The following is a 12,650-nucleotide window of genomic DNA, read 5'->3' on the forward strand; positions in this document are numbered from 1 at the left end:
CCGCCCTCTGAGCAGTGGTCCCATGCGTGCTCGACGGTCAGACATGCGTTGTCATGCTCACGTCATTCGGGAGGTACCGTGTTGAAGCACCTCATCGTGGCCAGTGCTCTGGCGGCCTCGGCCGCTCTGGTGCCCGCCGTGCCGACGACGGCGGGTGAGGCCGCCCCGCCCGCCGCCGAGCCCGCTCCGATTCCGACCGTCGGCGAGGAGAAGGCGGTCGACCTGCGGCTCGGCTCCCCCGGCAGCCCGGTCCGGCGCGTGATACGGCACCCCGGAGCGCAGTACGTCAAGGTGCACTTCGCGCGGCTCGCCCTCGCGGCCGGTGACTCTCTGACGGTGTCCGACCCGGCCGGACGCGAGGTGCACACGTACCACGGCGATCCCACCCGGGGCGGCGCCGCACGCGGGGACGCGAGCTTCACCCGGCACGGCCGCACCGGCTTCGCCGCGATGTCCGTGGACGGTGACACCGCCGTGGTCACCCTGCACACCCGCAAGGGACGGGACTCCCGTGTCGCGATCGACCGCTACTGGCGCGGTTTCACCCAGGCCGAGATCGACGCCAAGAACCCGGGCGCGCGCAGCGTGTGCGGCGCCGACGGGCGCCGGGACGCGGTCTGCTACAAGACCAGCCATCCCGCGCAGTACGCCGCGTCGCGCGGTGTGGCCCGCATGCTGAAGAACGGCGGCGGCTGGTGCACGGCCTGGCGCGTGGGCCGGGGCAACCACATGCTGTCCAACAACCACTGCGTCAAGACGCAGGCCGAACTCGACGCCATTGAGGTGCAGTTCGACTACGACTGCGCCACCTGCGGCGGCAACGACCCGCGCCCCGGCACCAAGGTCGGCGCGAACCGCCTCCTGCGCACCTCGCCGAGCCTGGACTTCACGCTCTTCAACGTGGACAACTTCGACCAGATCAGCCAGTTCGGCACGCTGTTCATGGAGACGCGCGCGCCGGTCCTCAACGAGCAGGCCTACGTCATCGGCCACGGCGACACCCGGCCGAAGCGGATATCGCTCTTCGAGGAGCGGGACGGCGGGGCCTACTGCGGGGTGCGGAACCCGCAGCTCGGCAGCGAGGACGTGGGCTACTCCTGCGACACGTCCGGCGGCAACTCCGGTTCCCCGGTGGTGGCCACGTCCTCGCACAAGGTGATCGCCCTGCACTGGGGCGGCTCCTGCCCGAACAACGTGGGCACGCGGGCCGACCTGATCTATCCGCAGATCCAGGACCTGATCGACAATCGTCCCTAGGCCCGTACGGGTACGTCCTCAGTCGGTGCCTCGTCGACCGTCGGCGGCGGCTGGGGCGGCTGTGGCAGTGCGGCCGTGAGCCGCAGTGCCACCACCGCCGCCACCGCCACCAGAGCGGCCGTCCCCCCCACCGCCGCCCGGTAGGGCCCGGCCTCGCCGCCGTGCCCGCCGCCCCCGATCACGGCCGCGCACACCGCGATGCCGGCCGCTCCCCCGAGCGTGCGGATGATCTGGAAGAGGCCCATGGCCTGGCCCATGTCCGGCGGGGCGATGGACGCGAATCCGGCCAGCTGGACGGTGAGGACGGCGGTGCCGAGGACCAGGCCGACCAGGAACATCAGGGCCCGTACGGCCCAGGTGTGGTCGGCGACGCCCGGCGCGGCGAGCAGGCCGAAGACCACGGCGGCCAGCAGCAGCGCGGGCACGGTCAGGCGGCGCGGGCCGAGGCGCGGCAGGAGCCGGTCCACGGCCTGGGAGGCGAGCATCAGGCCGAGCGCTTCGGGGAAGACGCTCAGCCCGGCGTCCAGGGCCGAGGCACCGAGGGCCGCCTGGTAGAGCAGCGGGAAGACGAAGAGCACGCCCATCAGGCCCGCCGCGGTCAGCGCGGCGAGGACGGACCCCGTCGCGTAGGCGCGGTCGGTGAACAGGCGCAGGCGCAGGAGGGGTTCCTCGGCTCGCCGCAGATGGACGATCGCGGCGGCGAGCAGGGCCGTACCGAGCAGGGCGCTCGCGGCGACGGCCGGTCGGGTCCAGCCATGGGAGGGGCCGTAGCCGAGCGCGTAGGTCAGCAGGCCGAGCGCGGGGGTCGTGAGCCAGAAGCCGGTGCGGTCGAAGGGGCCCTGGGCGCCCTCGACCTGCTCGCGCAGGCCGAACAGGCCGAGCAGGACGGCGGCCGCGCCCACGGGGACGTTGACGAAGAACAGCCAGTGCCAGGAGAGGTGTTCGGTCAGCAGGCCGCCGAGCGGGGGGCCGAGCGCGGGCATCAGGGCCGTGGGGACGATCAGGACCTTGGACAGCTTCATCCGCTCGTGCGGGGCGAACGTCCGGAAGAGGAGCGTCATGCCCACGGGGGTGAGCAGTCCGCCCGCCAGGCCCTGCACCGCGCGTGCCGCGACCAGCTCCGGCAAGTGCTGCGCCAGGCCGCACGCCGCCGACGCCGCCGTGAAGACGGTCAGCGCGCCGAGGAACACGCGCTTGGTGCCGTAGCGGTCGCCGAGCCAGCCCGCGACGGGCAGCGTCAGGGCCAGGGCGACCAGGAAGGCCGTCTCGACGGTGTTGGCCGCCGAGACGGGCCTGCCGAAGTCCTCGGCGATGGTGAACAGGGCCGGGTTGACGATCGTGGAGTCCAGGCCGTTCATGCACATCGCGGCCACGTAGACGACCACGACGGCGACTTTGGGAGACACCGGACGGGGCGAGGTCACTGGGCCGGCGCCCCTGCGTCACGGGCGGTGAGCCACTCCAGCGCGTCCTGGCGCGGGCAGGGGCCGTACGTGACCGTCCAGCCCTCGGGTACGTCGGCGAACAGCGGCCACAGGGAGTGCTGCCCCTGGTCGTTGACGAGGACGACGAAGATGCCGTCCGCGTCGAAGGGATGGGCGGGGGCGCCGCCGGTCACGGGCGTCGGTGTCACTGGGGTCACTTCTCCAGCTGGGTCAGTCGGTCGGCGACCACGCGGGCGATGTGCGCGATCGGCTCGGGCAGGGTCATGTCCTTGTGGGAGCAGGCGACGTTCGTGTTGTCGACGCTCCCGCTCACATAGGGGGTCCAGGTGTCGGGGGTCAGGGTGTCGTCGATGGTGTCGACGGTTGCCCGGAAGAAGAGCACGTCGCCCTGGAAGACGCGGTGGTCGTAGGCGCGTACGAGGTCGTTGGTGTTGAGGTAGATCGCGGCGAGGGCCTCGATGGTGGCGGTGGGCAGGGCGGCCAGCGGGCTGCCTTCGCGGTGCAGGACGTCGACCACGTTCTGCGTGGTGAGCGGCTTGCCGTCCAGGCTGTCGGGGCCGTAACCGCCCATCGTCAGAAGGGATTCCAGCGCTTCGGCGTGGTCCGGTACGGGCAGGTCGCGGAAGCCTTCGGCCGGGTAGGCGTCGAGGATCGCGAGGAGCTCGACCTCCTGGCCCTCGGCCTGGAGGTGTGTCGCGACGGCGTGGGCGATGATGCCGCCGGTGGACCAGCCGAGCAGCCGGTACGGGCCGGTGGGCTGGACCTCGCGGACGCGGGACGCGTAGTGCGCGGCCAGCTCCTCCAAGGTGGCGGGCAGCGGGTGGGCGGCGGTGGCCCGGCCGACGCCCTGCGCCTGGAGTCCGTAGACCGGTACGTCGGCGGGGATGTGCCGGATGAGGCCCGCGTAGCACCAGCTGAGGCCGCCCGCGGGGTGGACGCAGTGCAGCGGGGCGCGGTCGCCGTCGCGGGCGGGGCGCAGCGGGAGGAGGACGTCGAGCGGGTCGTCGTCCTGCCGTTCGGCGTCGAGGACCGCGTCGAGGGCGGCCACGGTGGGCGACTGGAAGACGGTGCCGATGGAGACCTCCGCGCCGAACGCCGCCTTGACGCGGGTGGCGAGGCGCACGGCGAGCAGCGAGTGCCCGCCGAGGTCGAAGAAGTTGTCCTCGACGCCGACGCGGTCCAGGCCGAGTACGTCGGCGAAGAGCGCGCACAGCTGTTCCTCACGCGGGGTGCGCGGGGCGCGTCCGCCGCCGTTCGCGCCGGGGCGGCCGGGGGCGGGCAACGCCTTGCGGTCGAGCTTGCCGTTGCTGGTCAGCGGCAGCCGGTCGAGGAGCACCACGGCCGAGGGGACCATGTGCACGGGCAGGTGCTGGGCGGCGTACTCGCGCAGCTGCGCGGCGGCGTCCGGGTCCGCACCCACAGCCGCCTCCGCCTCCCCGTCCGTCCTGAGCGTCCGCGGAGACCGCACCGCATACCCCACCAGCCGCTTGTCTCCGGGCGTGTCCTCGCGGACGACGACCGCCGCGTCGGCGACGTCGGGGTGTGCGGCAAGGACCGCCTCGATCTCGCCGAGTTCGATGCGGAACCCGCGGATCTTCACCTGCTGGTCGGCGCGCCCGAAGTATTCGAGGGTGCCGTCGGCGCGGCGGCGCGCCAGGTCTCCGGAGCGGTACATGCGGGTGCCGCGCTCGCCGAAGAGGCCCGCGTAGGGGTCGGCGACGAAGCGGGTCGCCGTCAGGTCGGGGCGGCCCAGGTAGCCGAGGGCCACGCCCTCACCGGCGACGTACATCTCGCCGGTCACGCCGGGCGGCACCGGCTTGAGGCGCTCGTCGAGGACGTACACCCGCAGGTCGGGGATGTTGACGCCGATGGTGGACGAGGTCGCGCCCGCGGCGGTGGCGCGGTCGAGCGGGAAGTAGGTGACGTGGACGGTGGTCTCGGTGATGCCGTACATGTTGACCAGGACCGGCGCGTCGTCGGCGCGGCGCGCGTACCAGTCGTCGAGGCGGCCGAGCTCCAGGGCCTCGCCGCCGAACACGACGTAGCGCAGGGCGAGTTCGTGGCCCGGCTCGTCGCGGTCGGCGGCGGCGAGCTGGTAGAACGCCGACGGCGTCTGGTTGAGGACGGTGACGCGCTCCTCGGCGAGCAGGCGCAGGAAGGCGCCCGGGTCGCGGCTGGTGAGGTGCGGTACGACGACGACCTTGCCGCCGTACAGGAGCGCGCCCCACAGCTCCCACACGGAGAAGTCGAAGGCGTAGGAGTGGAACAGCGTCCAGGCGTCGTCGGGTCCGAAGCCGAACCAGTGGTCGGTGGCGGTGAGGAGCCGGGTGACGTTGTGGTGGGAGACCACGACGCCCTTGGGCCGGCCGGTGGAGCCGGAGGTGTAGATGACGTACGCCGGATCCTCGGGGGCCAGCGGCCTGGTGCGGTCCTCCTGGCGCAGCGGCGCGTCGTCGTGGGCGTCGGACGCCCCGCCGTCGACGGTGATCAGCGGCAGGTCGTGGGCGGGCAGGCGCGGCGCGGTGGCCGTGTCGGTGATGACGGCGGCGGGGCGGGCGTCGTCGAGCATGTACGCGAGCCGCTCGTGCGGGTAGTCCGGGTCGAGCGGCAGGTACGCGGCGCCGGAGAGGGACACCGCGAGCAGGCCGGTGACCAGGTCGAGCGAGCGGGGCAGGGCCAGGGCCACGATGGAGCCGGGTCCGATGGAGCGGGCGGCGAGGAGGCGGGCCAGGCGGTGCGCGCGGGCGGAGAGCTCGGCGTAGGTGAGCCGGTCGCCGTCGTGGCTGACGGCGACGCGGTCCGGGTAGCGGCGGGCGGCGTCCTGGTAGCGGTCGGCGAGGGTGACCGGCGCCGCCTGCCCGCCGGGCAGGGCCTGGGCGTTGCCGTCCACCACGGCGTGGCGCAGCTCGTCGGCGCTGAGCAGCGGAAGGAGCCCGAGCGGGGTTTCGGGCGCCTCGGCGGCCGCGGTGAGCAGCCGGGCGAGGCGGTCGGCGAGCGCCTGGGCGGTGGCGCGGTCGAACAGGTCGGTGCGGAACTCCAGGAAGCCGCCGATGCCGCCGCCGGGCAGTTCACCGGCGTTGAGGGTCAGGTCGAACTTGGCGGTGCCGGACGGCACGGCGTCGAGCCGGGCGCGGGTGTCGGGGCCGAGGGCGAAGGTGGTGTCGGGCACCGACTGCCAGGCCAGCATGGTCTGGAACAGGGGGTGGCGGGCGAGGGAGCGGGCCGGGTTGAGCGCTTCGACGAGGTGGTCGAAGGGCAGGGCGTCGTGTTCGTACGCGCCGAGGGTGCCGGTGCGCACGCGGCGGAGGAGTTCGGTGAAGGTGGGGTCGCCGGAGGTGTCGGTGCGCAGGACGACGGTGTTGGTGAAGAAGCCTACGAGGTCGGCGGTGGCGTCGTCGTCGCGGCCCGCGACGGGGGTGCCGAGCGGGATGTCGGTGCCGCAGCCGTGCCGGGTGAGCAGCGCGGCCAGGCCCGCCTGCACGGTCATGAAGACGCTGGTCCCGGTCGTGCGGGCGAGCCGGGTCAGCGCGGCGTGCGCGGCCTGGTCGAGCGTGAAGGGGACGGTGTCGCCCCGGTGGGACGCGACGGCCGGGCGCGGCCGGTCGGTGGGGAGTTCCAGCTGGTCGGGCAGGCCCGCCAGGGTCCGCTTCCAGTAGGCGAGCTGGGCCTCGGCGAGCGGGGTTGGCGCGTGCGGGGTGCCGAGCAGGAGCCGCTGCCGGGCGGCGTGGTCGGCGTACTGCGCGGGCAGCGGTGCGAAGCCGGGCTCCCGGCCCGCGAGGCGTGCGGTGTAGGCGGTGGCGAGGTCGCGGGCGAGCGGGGTCGTGGAGGCGCCGTCGCCCGCGATGTGGTGCAGGAGCAGCAGGAGGGTGTGCCGCTCGGGTCCGGTGCTGAACAGGGTGGCGCGCAGCGGGGGTTCGGCGGCGAGGTCGAAGCAGTGCCGGACGGCGCCGCCGAGGTCGTCGCCGGGTGCGGCGAGGTGCAGGACGGGGTGGGCCGCCGGGTCGGCGCGGTCCAGGATGCGCTGGCGCGGCGGCTCGTCGGGGGCGTCGGCGGCGGTGGGGTAGACGGTTCTGAGCGTCTCGTGGCGGGCCGTCAGGTCGTGCAGGGCGCGGGTCAGGGCGTCGTGGTCGACGGGTCCTTCGAGGGTGAGGACCAGGGGGATGTTGTACGTCGGGCTCGGTCCCTCCAGACGGTGGAGGAACCAGAGGCGCTGCTGGGCCGGTGACAGCGGCAGGTCGTCGGTGCGGGGGACGGGAGTGAGGGGGATCGCCTGTACGGGGGCGGGCTTCTGGGAGCGGACCAGGTCCGCGAGGGCGGCCGGGGTGGGGTGGCGGAAGACGTCGGCGAGGGAGACGTCGGCGTCGAAGGCCTCCCGGATGCGGGCGGCGAGCCGGGCCGCGAGCAGCGAGTGGCCGCCCAGGTCGAAGAACCCGGCGCCGGGCGCGACGGCGATGTCCGGGCCGAGCAGTTCGGCGAAGAGGTCCCGGACGGTCTCGGTGTACGGGTCGTCGGCGTACGTGTCTTCGGTGACCGTCGCCCCGTCCCTCGGGGCCGGTTCGGGCTCGGGCAGGGCGCGGTGGTCGAGCTTGTCGTTGGCGGTGCGGGGCAGCGCGGCGAGCAGGGTCACGGTCGCGGGCACCATGTGTGCGGGCAGGGCGGCCGCCAGGTGGTCGCGGAGCGCGCCGGGGTCGACATCAGCGGTACCGGAGTCGGCTCCGGCGCCCGGGCGCGGCACCGCGTAGGCCAGGAGCCGCTTGCCGGCGGCGCCGTCGCGGGCGATCACGGCGGCCTGGGCGACCGCGGGGTGGGCGGACAGGACGGCCTGGATCTCGCCGAGTTCGATGCGGAACCCGCGGATCTTCACCTGGTCGTCGGTGCGCCCCAGGAAGGTGAGGGTGCCGTCGTCGCGGCGGCGCACCAGGTCGCCGGTGCGGTACATCCGGCCGCCCGGTTCGCCGTGCAGCGCGCCGAAGGGGTCGGCGACGAACCGCTCGGCGGTCAGGTCGGGGCGTCCGAGGTAGCCGCGCGCGAGGCAGGCGCCCGCCACGTACAGCTCGCCCGCCACGCCGTCGGGCGCCGGGCGCAGGCTGGAGTCGAGGACGTAGGCCCGGCTGGCGCGCACGGGCCGCCCCTCGGAGGCGGCGCCGGTCCAGTAGTAGGCGTCGACGGTGGTCTCGGTCGGCCCGTACAGGTTGAGCGGGTGCAGGCCCTCGACGGCGCAGAGCCGCTGCCACAGGGGTTCGGGCACGCTCTCGCCGCCGACGACGAGGACGGCAGGGATGTGGCGGCCGTCGTCGAGCAGGCCTTCGGCGAGCAGCGCCTCCGCGTACGAGGGCGTGACGTCGAGGTAGTCGACGCGGTGGGTGTCGACGTACGCGGTCAGGGCGGCGGGGTCGCGGTAGGTCGCGTCGTCGAGCAGGTGCAGCTCGTGGCCGTGGACCATCCACAGGACCGGGTCCCAGGCCGCGTCGAAGGCGAACGAGGCGCTGTGGGCGACGCGCAGGCGCTCGCGCCCGGTGCGGGCGACGGCCGGTGCGATGTGGTCGCCGCCGTGGCTCGCCAGGAGGTTGGCGAGCGAGGCGTGGGTGACGACGACGCCCTTGGGGCGGCCGGTGGAGCCGGAGGTGTGGATGACGTAGGCGGCGTCGGCGGGTGCCGGCGTGGCCGCCGGGCCGTGGGCGGGTCTTCCGGTGAGCGCGGCCCGGATCTCGGGTGCGTCGAGGGGCAGTTCGGGCAGGCCGTGGGCGGGCAGGGCGGCGAGGGTCTCGGTGGTGCCGAGGACGCAGGCGGGGCGGGCGTCGTCCAGGACGGCCCGGGTGCGGGCGGCGGGGTGGCCGAGGTCGAGGGGCTGGCAGGTGCCGCCCGCCTTGAGGACGGCGAGCAGGGCGACCAGCATGTCGGTGCCGCGCGGCAGGGCGAGGGCGACCGCCGTGTCGGGGGTGACGCCGCGGGCGGCCAGTTCGTGGGAGAGCCGGTTGGCGGCCGCGTCCAGTTCCGCGAAGGTGAGCGCGCTCGTGCCGCAGCGCACGGCGACGCGGTCCGGGGTGCGGGCGGCCTGCGCGGCGAACGCCTCGGGCAGCGTCGTCGGGCCCGGCGCCTCGGTGCGGCCCGCCGTGACCCGGCGCACCTCGTCCGCGTCGAGCAGGTCGAGGGCGGCGAGCGGGCGGTGCGGGTCGGCGATGAGCTGGTCGGTCAGCGCGCCGAGCAGGTGCCGGAACGCCGTGCGGTGGCGGGCGAGTTCCTCCGCGTCGTAGCGGTCGGCGGCGGCGTCCAGTGTGAGGGTGAGGCCGCCGTCCCGGTCGGGCAGGGCGCCGATCGCCAGGTCCTCGACGGGACCGGCCGCCACGTTGCGTACGGTGCCGACGAGCCCGGCGAAGTCGAGCGTGCCGCCGTCGAAGGGCTTGATGTTCACCATGGGGCCGGTGAGGGGCGCGGTCACGGAGCTCAGGCCGAGGTCGCGGCGGAGGTCCGCCTGGGGGTAGCGCTGGTGGCGGCGGACGGCGCGGACTTCGAGCACCACCTTGCGCAGCAGTTCCGCCAGGGTGTCGTCGGGGCGTACGGCGAGGCGCAGCGGCAGGACGTTGACGGTCATCGCGGGCGTGCGCAGCGCAGCGGGGCCGCGGCGGTTGGTCACGGGCAGGCCGAGCACCACCTCCGGGGCGCCGGTGACGCGGTGCAGATACGCGGCCACGGCGGCCACGAGGAGCTCGGCCCAGGTGGCCTTGGCCGCGGCGGCGGCCGTGGTGAGGCGGTCCACGTGCGGCAGGTCGGCCGTTGTCCGGCGCGGTGCCGGGCCGCTGCCGTCGGCGGGCCGGGTGGCCAGGGTGACGGGGGCCGGCGCGTGCGCCATCCGGTCGGCCCAGAAGCCCCAGTCGGTCAGGTACTGCGGGCTCGCCGCGTACTGGGCCTCGTCGTCGACGAGTTCGCGCAGGGACGCGAAGCGGCACTCGGGTGCGGGCCCCGCGGGGTCGGCGGTGAAGGCGGTGTACAGCTCGGCGACGCGCTGGCCGATCAGCTGGAGGGCGTAGGCGTCGACGGCGATGTGGTGGACGCGCTGGTACCACCAGAAGCGGTCGTCGGCGACGCGGATGAGCGCCTGGGTCATCAGGCCCTCGGCGCTGTCGAGGTCGGCGGGGCGCGCCAGGTCCGCCCTGATCCAGGTGTCGGCCGCGTCTTCGGGCCGGTCCGCCGTGCGCAGGTCGAGCCGGTGCACGCGTACGGGCGGCTCCTGCGCCACCAGCTGCCGCGGTTCCCCGTCCGCTTCGGTCACGCGCAGGCGGAGCGTGTCGGCCTCGGCCACGGTCTGCCGGACGGCGCGCTCGAACCGCGCCTCGTCCACCAGCCCGTGAATCTCCGTCACGTCGGCGGTGTGGAAGGCGGTGGTGCCGGGGTCCAGCTGCTGTGCGTAGTGGATGCCGGCCTGCGAGGCCAGCAGGGGGAACGCGTCCGGACGCTGCTGCATGCGTAGAACTCCTAGAGGATGAGGGCGCACCGGTCCGCCAGCGCGTTACTTAGGTAAGCCTAAGCTATCTTTCTCGTGGTGATTTCCGGCGGTCCGATGGGAACCGTTCCGCCCGCCCCGCCCCCGAAGAGGAGCCGATGCCCCACCCCACCGACGGCGCGCCCCGCGCCCTGACGGACCTCAAGTCCGCCGTCCAGGACCACATCGCGGAGCGCCGAGACGAGCTCGTCGCGCTCAGCCGCCGCATCCACGGCCACCCGGAGACGGCCTTCACCGAGCACCGGGCCGCGGCCTGGTGCGCCGACGCGCTGCGCGCGGCCGGATTCGAGGTGGACTCCCCCGCGTACGGCCTGCAGACGGCGTTCGCCGCGACCATCGGCTCCGGGCCGCTGACCGTGGCGCTCGTCTGCGAGTACGACGCCCTTCCGGACGTCGGGCACGCCTGCGGGCACAATCTGATCGCGGCGGCCGGGGTCGGCGCAGCGCTCGGCCTCGCCCCGTTCGCCGATGAACTGGGCCTGCGCATACGGGTGTTGGGCACTCCGGCGGAGGAGCGGGGCGCGGGCAAGGCCCTGATGCTCGACGCGGGCGCGTTCGACGGCGTGGACGCCGCGATGATGGTGCACCCGTGCCCGTTCGAGATGGCCGACTTCCGGTCCTTCGCGCTCGGCACGCTGTCGGTGACGTACACCGGCCGCGCGGCGCACCCCAGCCTCAACCCGCACGAGGGCCGCAACGCGGCCGACGCGCTGACCGTCGCCCAGGTCGCCCTGGGCCTGCTGCGCCAGCATCTGCCGCCCCAGTGGCGGGTGCACGGCATCACCACGGAGGCGGGCACCGCCCCCAACGCGATACCGGCCCGCGCGACGGCCGAGTACGAGCTGCGCGCCCTCGCCGCCGAGGACCTCGCCGAGCTGCGGTCCCGGGTGGAGGCCTGCTTCCGCGCCGGAGCCCTGGCCACCGGGTGCGAGGTGACCCTCGAACGCCCCGAGCCGGACTACCTCGACTTCCGCGGCGACCCCGCGCTGATCGCGCTGTGGACCGCGAACGCCCGAGCCCTCGGCCGGCCGGAGCCGGTGGAGCGCCCGCCGTTCGCCTGCACCGACATGGGCAACGTGTCGCACGCCGTGCCGTCCATCCACCCGGTGCTCGACATCAGCGGCGGCGCCTGCGCCCCGCACGAGCCGGAGTTCGCCGACGCGGCGGTGTCGGCCTCCGCCGAGCGGGCACTGGTCGAGGGGGCGACGGCGCTGGCGTGGACCGCGGTCGACTTCGCACGCGACGTCGGGCATGACTTCGCGCATGGCGTCGCGCACGCCGAGGGGCGGGGGCGACCGGCGGAGTGAGGAGACCGCGGCCCGCTCCCCCTCGTGACCGAGGGAGCGGGCCGCGGTGACCGGGCGTACGAAGTGCGCTGACCGGACGTCAGGACTTCGACAGCGCCTTGGTGATGTCGTCCATCACGACGTCGCTCGCCAGCGGGCCGCCGCGCGTGGACCACACCGAACCGTCGACGGTCACGGCGTGCTCCTTCTTGACGGCGTTGAGCTCCTTGTAGGCGGGCTTGGACTGGACGTCCTTGAGCGCCTTCTCACCGTCGGAGGTGAGGGTGGACAGGAACAGCCAGTCGCCGTCGATCTGGTCGATCTTCTCCAGGCTCAGCGACGGCGTGTGCGCGTTGCCGTCCTTGTTCTGGGTCTTGGGCCGCTTCAGGCCCATCTCCAGGGCGACGCCGCTGGCGAACTGCTTCTTCTCCATCCAGCTGGGGCCGTCCGGGTTCCAGCGGACGATGGAGACCTCGGCGCCCTTGTTCTTGCCGAGCTCGGCGCCCGCGGCCTTCGCGGCGGACTCATGGGCGGCGATGACCTTGTTGGCCTTGTCGACCTTGTTCACGGCGTTGCCGATGCCGCGGAAGGAGAGCTTCCAGTCGTCGGTCGGCGCCATGGTGACCAGCGTGGCCGGGGTGATCTCGCGGAGCTGCTTGAGCACCTGCTCGTCCTGCATGTCACCGGCCAGGATCAGGTCGGGCTTGGCGGCGACGACCTTGTCCATGACGGGCTGCAGCAGGTTGCCGACGACGTCGACGCCCTTGACCTTGTCGGCCAGGTAGGCCGGGGGCTTGTTCATGCCCTGGCCGTTGGTGATGCCGACCGGCTTGACGCCGAGCGCGAGGACCGCGTCCAGGTCCTCCTGGGTCAGCGTGACGACGCGCTGGGGGTGGGCGGGCACCTGCACGGCCCGGCCCGTGGCGTCCTTCACCGTGCGGGTCCCGGAGCCCTTGGCCGCCGAAGTGCCGTCCGAGCCCTTGGAGTCCTTCGCGTCGTCGCCGGAGCCGCAGCCGGTGAGCAGCAGCGCGGCCGCCCCGAGGGCCGCGAGGGCCTGCGCCGCCCGGCGCGGCGCGAGGGAAGAGGATCTGCGGGGCAGGTTCATCGATGACTCCGTGTTCAATGGGACATGCATGAAAGGACATGCGGCAAGGCGCGCGA

General features: G+C 74.1%; 6 protein-coding genes. 2 read left to right on the forward strand and 4 right to left on the reverse strand.

The genetic code is table 11. The features are described from left to right. The first annotated feature begins 78 nt into the window (after window positions 1-78). A complete protein-coding gene (locus ACFWZ5_RS01435) occupies window positions 79-1,257 on the forward strand; it encodes a trypsin-like serine peptidase (RefSeq protein WP_384787377.1) in 1,179 nt (392 codons plus the stop codon). Here ACFWZ5_RS01435 and ACFWZ5_RS01440 read toward each other — a convergent pair. From ACFWZ5_RS01440 to ACFWZ5_RS01450, 3 genes are read right to left on the reverse strand one after another with little or no spacing between them, the layout of a single operon-like run. Further along, window positions 1,254-2,621, reverse strand: coding sequence for a DHA2 family efflux MFS transporter permease subunit (locus ACFWZ5_RS01440; protein WP_384787623.1), 1,368 nt, complete (start codon window positions 2,619-2,621; stop codon window positions 1,254-1,256). The two genes, ACFWZ5_RS01435 and ACFWZ5_RS01440, sit on opposite strands and share 4 nt — an antisense overlap. Window positions 2,622-2,677: 56 nt before the next feature. Then, on the reverse strand, window positions 2,678-2,890 hold the full coding sequence (locus ACFWZ5_RS01445; protein ID WP_384787374.1) for an MbtH family protein: 213 nt from the start codon (window positions 2,888-2,890) through the stop codon (window positions 2,678-2,680). A gap of 5 nt (window positions 2,891-2,895) precedes the next feature. After that, window positions 2,896-10,164 (reverse strand): amino acid adenylation domain-containing protein, encoded by a 7,269-nt coding sequence (locus ACFWZ5_RS01450; RefSeq protein WP_384787371.1) that lies wholly within the window; start codon window positions 10,162-10,164, stop codon window positions 2,896-2,898. Between the two features lie 137 nt (window positions 10,165-10,301). On the opposite strand from ACFWZ5_RS01450, the gene ACFWZ5_RS01455 reads away from it, so the two are divergent. After that, window positions 10,302-11,510 (forward strand): M20 family metallopeptidase, encoded by a 1,209-nt coding sequence (locus ACFWZ5_RS01455; protein WP_384787368.1) that lies wholly within the window; start codon window positions 10,302-10,304, stop codon window positions 11,508-11,510. 79 nt (window positions 11,511-11,589) lie between these two features. Here the strand turns inward: ACFWZ5_RS01455 and ACFWZ5_RS01460 are convergent, their stop codons facing one another. Further along, the gene (locus ACFWZ5_RS01460; RefSeq protein ID WP_384787365.1) at window positions 11,590-12,594 is read right to left on the reverse strand and encodes an ABC transporter substrate-binding protein; all 1,005 of its coding nucleotides are present in this window, start codon (window positions 12,592-12,594) and stop codon (window positions 11,590-11,592) included. Window positions 12,595-12,650: the final 56 nt, after the last annotated feature.

It is taken from the genome of Streptomyces sp. NPDC059003, assembly GCF_042740445.1.
Taxonomy (GTDB): Bacteria; Actinomycetota; Actinomycetes; order Streptomycetales; family Streptomycetaceae; genus Streptomyces.

What these genes read in the sequence shown, in the direction of transcription:
- ACFWZ5_RS01440 (WP_384787623.1), bottom strand. Translation starts at nt 2,621, where the DNA reads ATGTGCATGAACGGCCTGGACTCCACGATCGTCAACCCGGCCCTGTTC.
- ACFWZ5_RS01450 (WP_384787371.1), bottom strand. Translation starts at nt 10,164, where the DNA reads ATGCAGCAGCGTCCGGACGCGTTCCCCCTGCTGGCCTCGCAGGCCGGC.
- ACFWZ5_RS01455 (WP_384787368.1), top strand. Translation starts at nt 10,302, where the DNA reads ATGCCCCACCCCACCGACGGCGCGCCCCGCGCCCTGACGGACCTCAAG.
- ACFWZ5_RS01460 (WP_384787365.1), bottom strand. Translation starts at nt 12,594, where the DNA reads ATGAACCTGCCCCGCAGATCCTCTTCCCTCGCGCCGCGCCGGGCGGCG.